Consider the following 13,765-nt stretch of genomic DNA (forward strand, 5'->3'; position numbering starts at 1 on the left):
GGGCGAGATCTATGTCTTGTCCAAGGACGAAGGCGGCCGCCACACACCATTCTTCAACAACTACCGCCCCCAGTTCTACTTCCGTACAACGGACGTGACCGGTGCGATCGAGTTGCCAGAAGGCAAGGAGATGGTCATGCCTGGTGACAACGTGTCGATCACTGTGAAGCTGATCAACCCCATCGCCATGGAAGAAGGCCTGCGCTTCGCGATCCGCGAAGGCGGTCGTACCGTGGGCGCGGGTGTGGTTGCCAAGATCATTGCGTAAGGCATAAGGAAACAATCATGGCTACCAAGCAAAAAATCCGTATCCGCCTGAAGGCGTTTGATTACAAGCTCATCGACCAATCGGCCGCTGAAATTGTGGATACCGCCAAGCGCACCGGCGCGATTGTCAAGGGCCCCGTGCCCCTGCCAACCCGCATGAAGCGTTTCGACATTCTGCGTTCACCCCACGTGAACAAGACCAGTCGTGACCAGTTTGAAATCCGCACCCATCAGCGCCTGATGGACATCGTCGATCCTACGGACAAGACGGTGGACGCCCTCATGAAGCTGGACCTGCCAGCTGGCGTGGACGTGGAAATCAAGCTGCAATAAGCTTTGTGAGTCCGGTGCAAACCGGGCTCACCTGAGGTAGAGCATAGCCAGCACTTGCGCCCGTCGCATGGGCGGGCTATACTCGCAGGCTGTGTCGAATTTTCGGCGCGGTTTTATTAACAGTCTTTCACGCAAAACACTGCAACCAATTGAAGCTGCAGTGGTGGAAGTTACGGAGAAAACAATGAGTCTTAGCAATTCCCTAGGGTTGCTGGGTCGCAAGGTTGGCATGATGCGCCTATTCACGGATGACGGGGATGCAGTTCCTGTTACCGTGGTAGACGTTTCCAACAACCGTGTCACTCAGGTCAAAACCCAAGAGAACGATGGCTACGTTGCCTTGCAGGTAACGTTCGGTGCGCGTAAAGCTTCGCGTATCACCAAGCCCATCGCGGGCCACCTCGCCAAGGCGGGTGTGGAAGCCGGTGAAATCATCCAGGAATTCCGTGTTGCAGCCGATACCGCTGCCAAGTACGCCACCGGTGCGCAAGTGCCCGTGTCCGACGTATTTGTCGTGGGCCAAAAAGTGGACGTGCAAGGCACCTCCATTGGTAAGGGCTTCGCCGGAACCATCAAGCGTCACAACATGAAGTCGCAGCGCGCGTCGCACGGTAACAGCCGTTCGCACAATGTGCCCGGCTCCATCGGTATGGCGCAAGATCCAGGACGTGTGTTTCCTGGCAAGCGCATGACCGGCCATTTGGGCGATGTCACCAAGACGACCCAGAATCTGGACGTCATTCGCATCGACGAAACGCGTCAACTGCTGCTGATCAAGGGTGCTATCCCTGGTTCCGCCGGCGGTTTTGTGACCGTGCGTCCTGCTGTCAAAGTTAAAACAGCGAAAGGAGCGATCTGATGCAGCTCGAACTCCTGAATGACCAAGGCCAGGCCACTTCGAAATTCGAAGCGCCCGAGACCGTGTTTGGTCGCGCATACAACGAAGACCTGGTGCACCAGGTTGTGGTCGCTTTCCAGGCTAACGCACGTCAGGGCACCCGTGCCCAAAAAGACCGTGAACAAGTCCATCACAGCACCAAGAAGCCGTTCAAGCAAAAGGGAACTGGCCGCGCTCGCGCCGGTATGACTTCCTCGCCCTTGTGGCGCGGCGGCGGTCGTATTTTCCCGAATATGCCTGACGAAAACTTCACGCAAAAAATTAATAAGAAGATGTACCGCGCTGGTATGGCTGCGATTCTGTCGCAGCTGGCCCGCGAAGGTCGTCTGGCCGTCGTTGACTCGCTGACCGTCGATTCGCCCAAGACCAAGCCCCTGGCGGCTAAGTTCAAGGCTATGAATCTGGCGTCGGTGTTGGTCATTGCCGACCAAATCGATGAAAACCTGTATTTGGCTTCCCGCAATCTGGTCAACATTCTCGTGGTTGAGCCCCGTTACGCCGATCCGGTGTCGCTGGTCCACTACAAGAAGGTTTTGGTGACCAAGGCTGCCATGGACAAACTCCAGGAGATGTTCGCATGAGCCGCATGAACTCGACGAAGCGTCAATTTGACGAAGGCCGTCTGATGCAGGTGCTGATCGCTCCCATCGTGTCTGAAAAGGCAACCATGGTGGCTGAGAAGTCCAACGCAGTGACGTTCAAGGTACTCCAGGACGCGACCAAGCACGAGATCATGGCTGCAGTGCAGTTGATGTTCAAGGTGGAAGTCAAGGGCGTTTCTGTGGTCAACACCAAAGGCAAAACCAAGCGTTTTGGCAAATCCATCGGTCGCCGCGATAACATTCGCAAAGCCTATGTGACGCTCAAACCTGGTCAAGAGCTGAACCTGACCGGGGAGGCCGCGTAATCATGGCTGTCATTAAAATGAAACCCACTTCACCAGGCCAGCGCGGCATGGTGAAGATCTCGCGTGATCACCTGTACAAGGGTGCTCCTCACGCGGCGCTGTTGGAACCCCAGTTCCAAAAAGCGGGCCGTAACAACAATGGTCATATCACCATCCGCCACCGTGGCGGCGGTCATAAGCACCATTACCGCGTTGTGGACTTTGTTCGCAACAAGGATGGCATCCCCGCAAAGGTTGAGCGTATTGAATACGATCCAAACCGTACGGCCCACATCGCTCTGGTGTGCTATGCCGACGGCGAACGTCGTTACATCATTGCTCCCCGTGGTCTGGAAGCCGGTGCAAGCCTGATGAGCGGTGCAGAAGCACCGATCCGCGCAGGTAACACCTTGCCTATCCGTAACATCCCTGTGGGTTCGACCATCCACTGCATCGAGCTCAAGCCCGGTGCTGGTGCGCAAATCGCCCGTTCGGCTGGTACGTCGGCAACGCTGCTGGCACGTGAAGGCATCTACGCTCAAGTGCGTATGCGCTCCGGTGAAGTTCGCAAGATCCACATCGAATGCCGCGCCACCATTGGTGAAGTCGCCAACGAAGAACACAGCCTGCGCCGTTTGGGCAAGGCCGGTGCGAAGCGCTGGAAGGGTATCCGCCCAACCGTTCGCGGTGTGGTGATGAATCCTGTCGACCACCCACACGGTGGTGGTGAAGGTAAGACCGGCGAAGGCCGTCATCCAGTCGATCCTTGGGGCAATCTGACCAAGGGTTACCGTACCCGTAACAACAAGCGCACCCAAGTGATGGTGGTGTCGCGTCGCAAGAAGTAAGGGGTAGCTAGATGACTCGCTCACTTAAAAAAGGTCCCTTCGTAGACCACCATTTGCTGGCCAAGGCTGAAAAAGCCGTCGCCATCAAAGACAAAAAGCCAATTAAGACCTGGTCGCGTCGTTCCATGATCTTGCCCGATTTCATCGGCCTGACCATTGCTGTGCACAACGGCAAACAGCACGTCCCTGTCTATATTACCGACCAAATGGTGGGCCATAAGTTGGGAGAGTTTGCACTCACCCGTACTTTCAAGGGTCACCCTGCCGACAAAAAAGTCGTGCGGAAATAAGGAATAGACCATGGAAACACGTGCAGTCCTTCGCGGCGTGCGTTTGTCAGTAGACAAAGGCCGTCTGGTCGCAGATTTGATCCGCGGCAAAAAGGTAGACCAAGCCCTAAACGTTCTTGAATTCACGCAGAAAAAAGCTGCTGTGATCATCAAGAAGGTTCTGGAATCGGCTATCGCCAACGCTGAGCACAATGACGGTGCCGACATCGACGAGTTGAAGGTTAAAACCATCTTCGTCGAACAAGGTGCCACTCTCAAGCGCTTCACAGCCCGTGCAAAAGGCCGTGGTAACAGTATCAGCAAGCCCACGTGCCATGTGTACGTGACGGTCGGTAACTAAAAGGTCGGAAGATATGGGACAAAAAATCCACCCTACCGGCTTTCGTTTGTCGGTCAGCCGTAACTGGTCCAGCCGTTGGTACGCAAGCAACAACGACTTTGCCGGCATGCTGGCCGAAGACATCAAGGTACGTGAGTACCTGAAAGCCAAACTGAAGAACGCTTCGGTTTCGCGCATCTTGATCGAGCGTCCCGCCAAGAACGCCCGTATCACGATTTTCTCGGCTCGTCCGGGTGTCGTGATCGGCAAAAAAGGCGAAGACATCGAGAACCTCAAGCGTGACTTGGCCAAGCAATTGGGCGTGCCCGTCGCAGTCAACATCGAAGAAGTGCGCAAGCCTGAAATCGATGCCAAGCTGATCGCCGACTCGATCACCCAACAGCTCGAAAAGCGCATCATGTTCCGCCGTGCAATGAAGCGCGCCATGCAAAACGCCATGCGTCTGGGTGCCCTGGGCATCAAGATCATGTCGTCTGGCCGTCTGAATGGCATTGAAATCGCTCGTTGCGAGTGGTACCGCGAAGGTCGCGTGCCACTGCACACCTTGCGTGCGGACATCGACTACGGTACTTCCGAAGCCAAAACCACTTACGGCATTATTGGCGTGAAGGTTTGGGTCTACAAGGGTGATACCTTGGGTCGTAACGATCTGCCTGCTGTGCAAGAGCCGCGCAATGATGAAGAGCGTCGTCCCCGTGGACCCCGTCGCGATGACCGCGGCGGCCGTCCCGGTGGCAATGACCGTCCTCCAGCTCGTGGTCCCCGCCGTCCCGTTGGTGCCAATGCGGCTCCTGCAGACGGTAGCGACAAACCTGTTGAAGCCACAGGTGCTACCGCACCGAAATCTACCGTTCAGCGCGTCCGTAAAGTAGCCGCGCCTGCTGCACCTGGTGCAGCTGACGGTAAAGGAGAATAAACATGTTGCAACCCGCGCGTCGCAAGTACCGCAAAGAGCAAAAAGGCCGTAACACCGGCATCGCAACCCGGGGTAGCTCGGTTGCGTTTGGTGATTTCGGTCTGAAGTGCACGGACCGTGGCCGTCTGACGGCCCGCCAGATTGAAGCCGCACGCCGTGCGATTTCCCGCCACGTCAAACGTGGTGGTCGTATCTGGATCCGTGTGTTCCCCGACAAGCCAATTTCCCAAAAGCCTGCTGAAGTGCGGATGGGTAACGGCAAGGGTAACCCCGAGTATTACGTGGCTGAAATTCAGCCCGGCAAGATCGTGTTTGAAATCGTCGGTGTTCCCGAAGAGTTGGCCCGTGAAGCGTTCCGTTTGGCAGCTGCCAAACTGCCTTTGCGTACCACCTTCGTGGCCCGCATGATTGGTCAGTGATCAGGAGATTGAGATGACGAAAGCTACTGAATTACGTACCAAAGACGTTGCCGGCCTGCAAACTGAAGTGAAAGCGCTGCAACGCGCCCACTTCGGTCTGCGTATGCAAAAAGCCACGCAACAACTCAACAACACAGCTACGCTGCGCACTGCGCGCCGTGACATTGCCCGCGCCAAGACCATTCTTGTCGAGAAGCAATCGGCTGACAAATCTGCTAAGTAAGGAGCAACAACATGACGGAAGCTAAAACATCCCTCAAGCGCACCTTGGTTGGCAAGGTGGTCAGCGACAAGCGTACGAAGACTGTGACCGTGCTGATCGAGCGCCGTGTGAAGCACGAGCTCTACGGCAAGATCGTTGGCAAGTCGAGCAAGTACCACGCCCATGACGAAAAGGGCGAGTACAAGCTGGGCGACACCATCGAGATCACGGAAAGCCGTCCGATCTCCAAAACCAAGAACTGGGTTGCGACCCGTCTGGTGCAAAAGGCTATTGCGGTTTAAATCTGCAAACTAGTTAAAAAACGGCTCACAATGTGGGCCGTTTTTGTTTTTGGGCTCTGAATGGGCCCATTTCTGTTTTTAACCTCAAAGGAGCACACCATGATCAAAGTCGGCGACACCCTGCCATCCACCACCCTGATGGAATTCATTGAAATTGAAGGCGAAGGCTGCAGCATCGGCCCTAACCCGGTCGAGGTCAGCAAGGCCACTGCAGGCAAGACGATTGCCCTGTTCGCCCTGCCGGGCGCGTTCACGCCCACCTGCTCGGCCCAGCACGTGCCCGGCTACATCCAGCACTTCGAAGCCTTTAAGGTCGCGGGTGTGGACGAAATCTGGTGCATCAGCGTGAACGATGCGTTCGTGATGGGTGCCTGGGGCCGTGATCAAAAGACGGCTGGCAAAGTGCGCATGCTGGGTGACGGCAGCGCTGCCTTCACCACCGCCGCTGGCCTGGTGCTGGACCTGACCGCCAAGGGCCTGGGTGTCCGCAGCCACCGCTATTCCATGCTGGTGAAAAACGGCGTGGTACAGACCTTAAACCTGGAAGACGGCGGCAAGCTGGAAGTCAGCGGCGCAGAAACCCTGCTGGCCCAAGCCAAAGCTGCGTAAGCTTTCTGCTATTTAAATGAGAGCTGCTGGTGTAGGTAGTACCTACGCTAGCGGCTCTTTTTGTTTAAATCGTAGTTGCTGTGTTCAGAGCATTGCTTTTTTGAGCCAATCGGCAAACGCCGCGCATTCCCAGCGGTCCATCGCGCCGGTGTGCCAGCACAGGTAGTGCGCGTGCGGGCTGGGCACGTTGCGGGCGAAGAGGCGCACCAGCGAGCCGTTTTCCAGCCAGGCGGCCCCTAGCCGCAGCCGCACCAAGCCGATGCCCATGCCAGCGGCAGCGGCATCGCACATCAGGCCGATATCGTTGAACTGCGAACCATCGACCGGTTCCGGCCAGTCTTGCTGGTGGGCGGCAAACCAGGTGCGCCAGGGCTCCAACGGGCTGCGCAGCAGACGTGCGCCTTCCAGGTCGGCCACGCTGTCAAACGGCCCGTGTTCGCGCACAAAGGCGGGCGAGGCCAAGGGCGTGACCTCGTCGCGGGTCAGGCAAACATGCTCTACATCGGCATAGCGGCCGGTGCCAAAGCGCACTATCAGATCGGCATCTTCGGCTACCACGTCCAGCAGCGGGATCGATACCTGCAGCGTCAGGTCGATCTCGGGGTAGGCCTCGGTGAACTGGCGCAGGCGCGGGATCAGGATGGCGCGGGCGAAGGTGGGTGTCACGGCCAGCCGCAGCTTGCGCTTGCCGGGGGCCGATTGGGCGCTGGGAAAGCGCTCCAGAATCGCCAGGCCTTCACGCACATGGGCCAGGTACTCGCTGCCTTCGGTGGTGAGTGAAAAGTCGGCCCGGCCAAATAGCTTGGTGCCCAGGATCTGCTCCAGCTGCTTGACCCGGTGGCTGACGGCGCTGGGCGTGACGCACAGCTCCTCGGCCGCCTGCGTCACGCTGCGCAACCTGGCCAGCGCCTCAAAAGTCAGCAGGCACTGGATCGGGGGTATACGTGTAGCGCTCATGCCCGGATTGTCCCCTTTGTAGAGGCCCCCGCTGGCTACAATTGCACCCTTTTTGCCTAAGGGATTGCGCGTGTCCGACCGTACCAAAGTGTGGCTGCAGTACCTGCTGCCCAAGCACGCCATCACCGCATTTGGCTCGCATGTCGCCTCGGCGCGCGCGGGCCGCATCACCACCGGCATCATCCGCTGGTTCATCGGGAAATACGGGGTGAACATGGCTGAGGCGGCCAACCCTGACATCACCAGCTACCCCAGCTTCAACGAATTCTTCACCCGCGCCCTGAAGCCCGGCGCGCGCCCTTTGACCCCCGCCGATCTGGTGTGCCCGGTGGACGGTGCGATCAGCCAGTTTGGCCGCATAGAACGCGACCAGATCTTCCAGGCCAAGGGCCATACCTATTCGACCACAGCACTGGTGGGCGGGGACGCTGCGCTGGGCGCACTGTTTGAAGACGGCCACTTTGCCAACATCTACCTCAGCCCCAAGGACTACCACCGCATCCACATGCCCTGCGACGGGCGGCTGACGCGTATGGTCTATGTGCCGGGTGATTTGTTCTCGGTCAACCCGGTCACGGCGCAGGGCGTGCCGGGGCTGTTTGCGCGCAACGAGCGGGTGGTCTGTGTGTTTGACTCGGCTGAACCAGGAAAAGGGCCGTTTGTGCTGGTGCTGGTGGGGGCCGCCATCGTCGGCAGCATGGCCACCGTCTGGCAGGGCGTGATCTGCCCGCCGCGCGGCCCGGTGCGCGAATGGCGCTACGACGATCAAAAAATTGAACTAAAGCAGGGCGACGAGATGGGCCGCTTCCTGCTGGGTTCCACTGTGGTGGTGCTGTTCCCCAAGGGGCCGCTCACGTTCAACCCCGCCTGGGCACCCGCGGGCAGCGTGCGCCTGGGCGAAAGTATGGCCAACGTTATTTAAAAATAACCGTCTTGTGGCCGTTGATGAGCACGCGGTGCTCGCTGTGCCACTTGACGGCGCGGGCCAGCACCTGGCTCTCGGTGTCGCGGCCCTGGGCGGTGAAGTGCTCTACCGTGCGGCTGTGGTCCACGCGGGCCACGTCCTGCTCGATGATCGGGCCTTCGTCCAGGTCGGCGGTCACGTAGTGGGCGGTGGCGCCGATCAGCTTCACGCCGCGGTCGTGTGCCTGGTAATAGGGCTTGGCCCCCTTGAAGCTGGGCAGAAAGCTGTGGTGGATGTTGATGGCCCGCCCGGCGAGCTTGCGGCACAGGTCGTCGCTCAAGATCTGCATGTAGCGCGCCAGCACCACCAGCTCTGCCCCTTCGCTTTCGATTACCTCATAGATGCGGCTTTCAGCCTGGGCCTTGGTGGCGGCCGTCACCGGGATGTGGTGGAAGGGCACGTTGTAGCTGGCCGCCAACTGGTAGAAGTCGCGGTGGTTGCTGACGATGGCGCGGATGTCCAGCGGCAGCAGGCCGCTTTTCCAGCGGAACAGCAGGTCGTTCAGGCAATGGCCTTCCTTGCTGACCATCAGCACGGTGCGCACCGGTTCGGCGGCGTCGTGCAGGCTCCAGCGCATGGCAAAGCCTTCGGCGAATGGGGTCAGCTGGCTGCGCAATTCAGCCGTGCTGTGGGCCGCGCTGGCAAACTGCACGCGCATGAAGAACAGACCCGTGTCGGGGTCGTTGTACTGGCCGGCTTCTTCGATGTTGCAGCCGCGCTCCAGCAAAAAGCCGGACACGGCGTGCACGATGCCCGGACGGTCGGGGCAGGACAGGGTAAGGATGTGGGCGTGTGTCATTGGGGCTGGATTGTCGCGCAGGTTGGCACCGGGGCGCTGGTGGGCGCACTAGCCCGGCATCTTGCTTTGTAGATCGGCGCAGTAGTCGGTGGCCGGGATGCTGGGTGTGACCCAGGTGCTATCAAAATTTACTATGCTTTTAGGAGCTTCTTGCGTAGGAGCTATCTGCAGAAGAACCGTTTTTGGCTTGAAGTTTTCGGGCAAATATTGCGGAATGCCCAGGCTGCCGTCCACATGCCCCGCCCCGGCCAGCAGCAGCACCGTCTTGCCGGGTACGGCCGCCGCTTGCAGGGTCTGCGCCATGGCTTGGTCGCGGGCGATCTGGATACGGGTCATGGGCCCGATCTGGCTCTCGGGCAGCAGGCCGCAGTGGCCCAGGCGGATGGCCTGCTGCTGGGCCTTCAGCGCCGGGCCGGGCAGGGCTCCGTCCAGCCGCGTATTGGCCATGGCATCGCGCATCTGGGTGCGTGGCAGGTTGGCACCCAGCACCGGCACCCCGGCCTGCACGGCGGCCATTACGGCCGGGCCGTAGGCCGCCCAGGGCCAGCCTGCGTCGTTCCATGCCAGGGCGGCCTGTACCTCGGCGGCGCTGGCACCACGGGGCAGGCCAGTGGTGCTGTGGCCCTGCTCGGCCATCTCTAGCACCAGGGCGGCGAGTTGGCCTTGTGCAGCCAGGGCTTGCACGGCCTCTGAGTGGATGCGCTGGTGGTCGGGTGCGTCGTGCTGTTCGCCCAGCAGGATGGCATCGGCGGGCAACAGCGCTAGCGTGCGGTGGGCAGTATCGGTGGGCAGGCCGGCGCAGCCGATGAGCCAGGCCGCGGCGCAGGCGATAGCGGCGATACGGGCTATGGTGCGTCGCATGGTGCCGGTTACGGCGTTTCTACGCCGCGCAGCCGCTGGTCGATAAAGTCGCCGCTGGCCTGGGTGATCTTGAGCCGCACCGGCAGGTAACCCATGCTGGGCGACAGCCACAGTTCGACCTTTTGGCCCGATGGCAGGCGCGGGGTCCGGGTGAGCCGCAGGCTGTCCATGGTGCCCATATGGCCCAAAGTGTCATTCGGCAGGTGGACTTTTTCGGCCCCATCGACCGTGAACACCCACACCTCGGCCCCGTGCAGGCCAATGGTTTGCAGCGCCAGCGTAGTGCCGGGCGGGTAGTGGGACGGGGTAGCGGCCAGCATGCCCGTGATTTGCAGAATCACACTGAGCTGGTCCTGGGCGGCGGTTTCCAGGGCCACCTCCGGGTTGTTGCCGCTGAAACTGGCACGGTGGTTGGCCTGGTCAAAATCTGCCGCCACCTCTTTGCGCCAGGTGTCTACAAAACGCAGCGGTGCCAGGCCTACGGGGGTGATGCTGCCGGTGCTGCTGCGCGTGCGCTCGCCCAACAGCGGCACACCGACCTGCAGCCTGGCTTCGTAGTGGTGGCCGTCCTGCTTCCAGAGCAGCTCGCCCTGGGCTTGGTAGCTGAATTTTTTCACCTCGCCGTCCAGCGCGTAAAGCAGCCGCACCGGCTCGGGGAAGGTAAATGCGGTGGCGTGGGTCAGCGCCGGGAGGATTGCTCCGGTCGCCGTAGGTTGCGGGGGATTGGCGGCGAAGGCTTGGACCGATGATCCCAACCACAGGCTGGCACCCAGCGCGAAAGAGGCCAGCAGGCGCCCTTGCATGTTCAGTGGACCACCACGGGGTTCTGCGCCAGCCCGGCGTACTGTTCCAGCGTGTCTTCGACCTCTTCCTGGGTGGGCGTGTTCAGCTGCCAAGCCGCAATATGGCGCTGGAACAGCTCGGCCCAGGAGCCGTCCAGGTACACCTCTTTGCCAGAGCGCTTATCGACGATCTCAAAGCCGTGGCGTTCCAGCGTAGGGGGGCGTGGCGTGTCCACCACCGGCAGCAGAGCTTCCAGCGCGGCCACGGGTTGCATGTGGACCACCACAAAGGATTCAGAGTCGTACAGCGTGTTCATAGTGAGGTCCTTATTTCAATAGCTACAGCACAGTTGGTGGCGACTACCTCGGTTTCAAGCTTAGGGCTTTTCCACCGCGCGCAGTTGCTGGTCTATGTAATCCCCGTTGGCGTTGGTGATCTTTAGCCGGGCCGGCACGTAGCCCATGCCCGGGGCCAGCCAGATTTCGACCTTCTGGTCGAAGGCCTTGCGCGGGTTGCGGGTGAGCTTGAGCGTGTCGATGCCGTCGTAGGGGACGTAGATTTTCTCCGGTCCCTCCACGGTAAAGATCCACACATCGGCATCCTTGGGGCCGACGGTCTGGATGGCGATCGTGGCCGCAGGCGGGTAGCTGGCGGGTTCGGCGGCCAGGATCCCCGCGATCTGCAGGATCACGCTGAGCTGGTCCTGGGCGGCGGTTTCCAGCGGTACATCGGGTGTGTTGGCGCTGAAGCTGACGCGGTGGTTGGCTTGGTCAAAGTGGGCCGCCACCTCGGTGCGCCATTTGTCCGAAAAGCGCTGCGGGGCCAGGCCCTCGGGCGTGATGCTGCCGGTGCTGGTGCGGGTGCGCGAGCCGATAAACAGCATGCTGGCCTGTAGCGTGGCCTCGTAGCTGTGGCCATCCTGCTTCCACAGCAATTCGCCGCGCGCGCTGTAGTGCAGCTTTTTAGACTCACCGGTCAGCGTGTACAGCAGGTGCACCGGGTCGGGAAAGGCGAACCGGGTGGCATGGGTCAGCGGCACCGTGGGCAGCGGGGCGGATGCGGCGCGTTCGGGCGGGGGCGGGGCATCCAACGGAACCGGTGCGGACGCGGGCGTTTCGGGCACGGGCGGGGTTGGCAAAGGTTCTACCGGCGCAGGTTCTGGCAGTTCCGCCACGGCGACGGTGCTTGTGCTGGGGGCATCGTCCGGCGGCGATGGGCGGGGCGCGGCTTTGCGAATCGGCTTTTTGGGCACTGGGCGGGGCGCGGCAGGCGTGGCCGCCACCGGTAACGGCGTGGCGATGGTGCGGGTGGTCAGCGTGCGCACCACGATGGGGGCCTGCACTTGCAGCAGCGCGGGCAGGCGCTGCAGCAGGGCCAGATGGGCCAGCAGCACGGCGGTGGCAATGGCTAGCAGGGCCAGGGAGGGCTTCGTTAAACTCATTGGGCTATACAACGCTTGACTATCCCCACCCGGCTGACCTCTCTATGAAACTGGCCACCTACCAAGACGGTTCCCGCGACGGCCAGCTCGTGGTGGTGTCGCGCGACCTGGCCAGCGCCCATTATGCGACCGGCATCGCCAGCCGCCTGCAGCAAGTGCTGGACGACTGGGGCTTCCTCAGCCCGCAGCTGCAAGACCTGTCTGACGCGCTGAACCAGGGCCGTGCACGCCATACTTTTGCCTTCGACCCGCGCCAGTGCCTGGCCCCGCTGCCGCGTGCTTTCCAGGTGGTGGAGGGCCAGGCCTACCCCAGCCTGCTGCAACCCCGTGAGGCCGGGGTCAGTCCGGTGCTGGCACCCGGCAGCGGCGACCACTTTGCGGGCGCTTGCGATCTGCTGCGCTGCACGTCCGAGGCGCTGGGCATCGACTTTGGTGCCGGCCTGGCCGCCATCACCGCCGACGTGCCACAGGGCGTGACCCCGCCGCAGGCGCTGGACGGCATGCGCCTGCTGGTGCTGACCAACAGCGTGCGTCTGCGCAGCCTGGAAGCGGCCGAGCAGGCCAAGGGCGCGGGCTGGGTGCAGAGTGCGCCCACCCTGGCGTTCAGCCCGGTGGCGGTGACGCTGGACGAACTCGGCGAATCCTGGGACAAGGGCCGCGTCCACCTGCCGCTGCACACCAGCTGGAATGGCCGCAAGGTCGGCATGTGCGATGCCGGGCCCGAGATGCAGTTCCACTTCGGCCAGCTCATCGCCCACCTGTGCGCCACGCGGGCGGTACGGGCGGGCAGCGTCATCGGCTCCGGCCCGGTGGCGAATGCGGGCACGGGAACCAAAGGCAAGGCCCAGTGGCCCAAGGGCTATAACAGCATTGCGGAGAAGCGTGCCATGGAAACCCAACTCAGCGGCCAGCCCAGCACCGACTACCTGCAGTTTGGCGACACCGTGCGCATCGAGATGAAGGGCAAAGATGGCTTGAGCCTCTTTGGCGCCATCGACCAAGAACTAGCCCCCCGGTGAATTCCTATTTTTTTGAGGCACTTATGAAGAGTTATATCGCCCGTGGAGTGTGGGCCGCCGTTGCGGCGGTATTGGTCGGCTGCGCCTCGGCACCGCCCGAAGCCCCGTGGCCCGAGCAGCAGGTCAATATCGACGACATGGTCACCACCAGCCCCTGGGTGGCGAAGATCCCCTTGCCCGCCGTGGATCTGGTACGCGACCGCTCGCGCAACAGCACGGTGGTGCTGGAAGCGGATGTGGCCGCCGACGGCACCGTGCAGCGCACCCGGGTGGCGCAAACCAGCTACAACGCCCTGCTCGATGAAGCCGCACTGCTGTCCCTGCGGGAGCTGCGCTTTGTGCCCTACCGTGAAAACGGCGTGGCGCTGCCGGTCACCGTGGTGGCCCCCATGACCTTTAAGTTCTACGACCGGCCCCGGTAAGCCGGTGTAAATTTTTGCTATTGAATATATAGCTGTAAGCGTATATTTTATATGCGCTAGCGGCCTGAAAGGCTTAAGGCAATGCTGAACAAGGCCATTCAAAATGGCTCTTCCGGGGTACTGATAACAAGAATGCGCCGAATCCGGCCAAAACGAGTCGTTTTCTAACCCCTTGGGGCTAGGTTCGCGGGCCTTTGGGCCCACTTTGC

General features: G+C 61.0%; 21 protein-coding genes and 1 pseudogene. 16 read left to right on the forward strand and 6 right to left on the reverse strand.

What is annotated here, in order from left to right:
* The 13 genes and pseudogenes from tuf to Q0T48_RS04460 all read left to right on the forward strand — a co-directional run.
* A pseudogene (gene tuf / locus Q0T48_RS04400) lies at positions 1-268 on the forward strand (elongation factor Tu); the annotation flags it as partial.
* Positions 269-285: 17 nt separating this feature from the next.
* Positions 286-600 carry a 30S ribosomal protein S10 gene (rpsJ, locus tag Q0T48_RS04405; RefSeq protein WP_028250951.1) on the forward strand — a complete coding sequence of 105 codons (315 nt, stop codon included), beginning with the start codon at positions 286-288 and terminating at the stop codon, positions 598-600.
* Positions 601-784: 184 nt separating this feature from the next.
* Entirely contained in the window at positions 785-1,459 is a 675-nt protein-coding gene (gene rplC, locus Q0T48_RS04410; RefSeq protein ID WP_295953024.1) for a 50S ribosomal protein L3, read from the forward strand.
* The gene (gene rplD / locus Q0T48_RS04415; RefSeq protein WP_295952975.1) at positions 1,459-2,079 is read left to right on the forward strand and encodes a 50S ribosomal protein L4; all 621 of its coding nucleotides are present in this window, start codon (positions 1,459-1,461) and stop codon (positions 2,077-2,079) included. The genes rplC and rplD overlap by 1 nt, the downstream gene beginning before the upstream one ends.
* Positions 2,076-2,405 (forward strand): 50S ribosomal protein L23, encoded by a 330-nt coding sequence (gene rplW / locus Q0T48_RS04420; RefSeq protein ID WP_295952978.1) that lies wholly within the window; start codon positions 2,076-2,078, stop codon positions 2,403-2,405. The genes rplD and rplW overlap by 4 nt, the downstream gene beginning before the upstream one ends.
* Before the next feature lie 2 nt (positions 2,406-2,407).
* Entirely contained in the window at positions 2,408-3,232 is an 825-nt protein-coding gene (rplB, locus tag Q0T48_RS04425) for a 50S ribosomal protein L2 (RefSeq protein ID WP_295952982.1), read from the forward strand.
* Between the two features lie 11 nt (positions 3,233-3,243).
* Complete coding sequence (gene rpsS / locus Q0T48_RS04430) at positions 3,244-3,522, forward strand: 30S ribosomal protein S19 (RefSeq protein WP_295952987.1); 279 nt, start codon at positions 3,244-3,246, stop codon at positions 3,520-3,522.
* A 10-nt stretch (positions 3,523-3,532) separates the two neighbouring features.
* Entirely contained in the window at positions 3,533-3,862 is a 330-nt protein-coding gene (gene rplV / locus Q0T48_RS04435) for a 50S ribosomal protein L22 (RefSeq protein ID WP_295952990.1), read from the forward strand.
* 13 nt (positions 3,863-3,875) lie between these two features.
* Complete coding sequence (gene rpsC, locus Q0T48_RS04440; RefSeq protein ID WP_295952992.1) at positions 3,876-4,778, forward strand: 30S ribosomal protein S3; 903 nt, start codon at positions 3,876-3,878, stop codon at positions 4,776-4,778.
* A gap of 2 nt (positions 4,779-4,780) precedes the next feature.
* Positions 4,781-5,197 carry a 50S ribosomal protein L16 gene (gene rplP / locus Q0T48_RS04445; protein ID WP_029708121.1) on the forward strand — a complete coding sequence of 139 codons (417 nt, stop codon included), beginning with the start codon at positions 4,781-4,783 and terminating at the stop codon, positions 5,195-5,197.
* 13 nt (positions 5,198-5,210) lie between these two features.
* Positions 5,211-5,420, forward strand: coding sequence for a 50S ribosomal protein L29 (gene rpmC / locus Q0T48_RS04450; RefSeq protein WP_295952997.1), 210 nt, complete (start codon positions 5,211-5,213; stop codon positions 5,418-5,420).
* 11 nt (positions 5,421-5,431) lie between these two features.
* On the forward strand, positions 5,432-5,701 hold the full coding sequence (rpsQ, locus tag Q0T48_RS04455) for a 30S ribosomal protein S17 (RefSeq protein ID WP_295952998.1): 270 nt from the start codon (positions 5,432-5,434) through the stop codon (positions 5,699-5,701).
* Positions 5,702-5,800: 99 nt separating this feature from the next.
* On the forward strand, positions 5,801-6,310 hold the full coding sequence (locus Q0T48_RS04460; RefSeq protein WP_295953001.1) for a peroxiredoxin: 510 nt from the start codon (positions 5,801-5,803) through the stop codon (positions 6,308-6,310).
* An 84-nt stretch (positions 6,311-6,394) separates the two neighbouring features.
* Here the strand turns inward: Q0T48_RS04460 and Q0T48_RS04465 are convergent, their stop codons facing one another.
* Positions 6,395-7,267, reverse strand: coding sequence for a LysR substrate-binding domain-containing protein (locus Q0T48_RS04465; RefSeq protein ID WP_295953004.1), 873 nt, complete (start codon positions 7,265-7,267; stop codon positions 6,395-6,397).
* A 70-nt stretch (positions 7,268-7,337) separates the two neighbouring features.
* Here Q0T48_RS04465 and asd point away from each other — a divergent pair, with 70 nt between their 5' ends.
* Positions 7,338-8,189: an archaetidylserine decarboxylase gene (gene asd / locus Q0T48_RS04470; protein ID WP_295953005.1), complete on the forward strand. Its 852-nt coding sequence runs from the start codon at positions 7,338-7,340 to the stop codon at positions 8,187-8,189.
* Here the strand turns inward: asd and purU are convergent.
* The 5 genes from purU to Q0T48_RS04495 are packed head-to-tail and all read right to left on the reverse strand — an operon-like array spanning position 8,182 to position 12,115.
* Positions 8,182-9,030, reverse strand: a complete 849-nt coding sequence (gene purU / locus Q0T48_RS04475; protein WP_295953006.1) for a formyltetrahydrofolate deformylase — start codon at positions 9,028-9,030, stop codon at positions 8,182-8,184. The two genes, asd and purU, sit on opposite strands and share 8 nt — an antisense overlap.
* Positions 9,031-9,078: 48 nt before the next feature.
* Entirely contained in the window at positions 9,079-9,891 is an 813-nt protein-coding gene (locus Q0T48_RS04480) for a ChaN family lipoprotein (protein ID WP_295953009.1), read from the reverse strand.
* An 8-nt stretch (positions 9,892-9,899) separates the two neighbouring features.
* Positions 9,900-10,694: a DUF3108 domain-containing protein gene (locus tag Q0T48_RS04485; RefSeq protein WP_295953011.1), complete on the reverse strand. Its 795-nt coding sequence runs from the start codon at positions 10,692-10,694 to the stop codon at positions 9,900-9,902.
* A 2-nt stretch (positions 10,695-10,696) separates the two neighbouring features.
* On the reverse strand, positions 10,697-10,990 hold the full coding sequence (locus Q0T48_RS04490) for a DUF3567 domain-containing protein (RefSeq protein WP_295953013.1): 294 nt from the start codon (positions 10,988-10,990) through the stop codon (positions 10,697-10,699).
* 60 nt (positions 10,991-11,050) lie between these two features.
* On the reverse strand, positions 11,051-12,115 hold the full coding sequence (locus tag Q0T48_RS04495) for a DUF3108 domain-containing protein (RefSeq protein ID WP_295953015.1): 1,065 nt from the start codon (positions 12,113-12,115) through the stop codon (positions 11,051-11,053).
* A gap of 44 nt (positions 12,116-12,159) precedes the next feature.
* Between Q0T48_RS04495 and Q0T48_RS04500 the strand changes: the two genes are divergently transcribed.
* Positions 12,160-13,134, forward strand: coding sequence for a fumarylacetoacetate hydrolase family protein (locus tag Q0T48_RS04500; protein ID WP_295953016.1), 975 nt, complete (start codon positions 12,160-12,162; stop codon positions 13,132-13,134).
* 23 nt (positions 13,135-13,157) lie between these two features.
* Positions 13,158-13,556, forward strand: coding sequence for an energy transducer TonB (locus Q0T48_RS04505; RefSeq protein ID WP_295953020.1), 399 nt, complete (start codon positions 13,158-13,160; stop codon positions 13,554-13,556).
* Positions 13,557-13,765 lie beyond the last annotated feature (209 nt).

The organism is Rhodoferax sp., from assembly GCF_025354435.1.
GTDB lineage: Bacteria > Pseudomonadota > Gammaproteobacteria > Burkholderiales > Burkholderiaceae_C > Rhodoferax_B.

Bases quoted from the DNA above. Each gene is read 5' to 3' on its own strand.
- rpsJ (WP_028250951.1), top strand. From the start codon at position 286: ATGGCTACCAAGCAAAAAATCCGTATCCGCCTGAAGGCGTTTGATTAC.
- rplC (WP_295953024.1), top strand. From the start codon at position 785: ATGAGTCTTAGCAATTCCCTAGGGTTGCTGGGTCGCAAGGTTGGCATG.
- rplD (WP_295952975.1), top strand. From the start codon at position 1,459: ATGCAGCTCGAACTCCTGAATGACCAAGGCCAGGCCACTTCGAAATTC.
- rplW (WP_295952978.1), top strand. From the start codon at position 2,076: ATGAGCCGCATGAACTCGACGAAGCGTCAATTTGACGAAGGCCGTCTG.
- rplB (WP_295952982.1), top strand. From the start codon at position 2,408: ATGGCTGTCATTAAAATGAAACCCACTTCACCAGGCCAGCGCGGCATG.
- rpsS (WP_295952987.1), top strand. From the start codon at position 3,244: ATGACTCGCTCACTTAAAAAAGGTCCCTTCGTAGACCACCATTTGCTG.
- rplV (WP_295952990.1), top strand. From the start codon at position 3,533: ATGGAAACACGTGCAGTCCTTCGCGGCGTGCGTTTGTCAGTAGACAAA.
- rpsC (WP_295952992.1), top strand. From the start codon at position 3,876: ATGGGACAAAAAATCCACCCTACCGGCTTTCGTTTGTCGGTCAGCCGT.
- rplP (WP_029708121.1), top strand. From the start codon at position 4,781: ATGTTGCAACCCGCGCGTCGCAAGTACCGCAAAGAGCAAAAAGGCCGT.
- rpmC (WP_295952997.1), top strand. From the start codon at position 5,211: ATGACGAAAGCTACTGAATTACGTACCAAAGACGTTGCCGGCCTGCAA.
- rpsQ (WP_295952998.1), top strand. From the start codon at position 5,432: ATGACGGAAGCTAAAACATCCCTCAAGCGCACCTTGGTTGGCAAGGTG.
- Q0T48_RS04460 (WP_295953001.1), top strand. From the start codon at position 5,801: ATGATCAAAGTCGGCGACACCCTGCCATCCACCACCCTGATGGAATTC.
- Q0T48_RS04465 (WP_295953004.1), bottom strand. From the start codon at position 7,267: ATGAGCGCTACACGTATACCCCCGATCCAGTGCCTGCTGACTTTTGAG.
- purU (WP_295953006.1), bottom strand. From the start codon at position 9,030: ATGACACACGCCCACATCCTTACCCTGTCCTGCCCCGACCGTCCGGGC.
- Q0T48_RS04480 (WP_295953009.1), bottom strand. From the start codon at position 9,891: ATGCGACGCACCATAGCCCGTATCGCCGCTATCGCCTGCGCCGCGGCC.
- Q0T48_RS04485 (WP_295953011.1), bottom strand. From the start codon at position 10,694: ATGCAAGGGCGCCTGCTGGCCTCTTTCGCGCTGGGTGCCAGCCTGTGG.
- Q0T48_RS04490 (WP_295953013.1), bottom strand. From the start codon at position 10,990: ATGAACACGCTGTACGACTCTGAATCCTTTGTGGTGGTCCACATGCAA.
- Q0T48_RS04495 (WP_295953015.1), bottom strand. From the start codon at position 12,115: ATGAGTTTAACGAAGCCCTCCCTGGCCCTGCTAGCCATTGCCACCGCC.
- Q0T48_RS04500 (WP_295953016.1), top strand. From the start codon at position 12,160: ATGAAACTGGCCACCTACCAAGACGGTTCCCGCGACGGCCAGCTCGTG.
- Q0T48_RS04505 (WP_295953020.1), top strand. From the start codon at position 13,158: ATGAAGAGTTATATCGCCCGTGGAGTGTGGGCCGCCGTTGCGGCGGTA.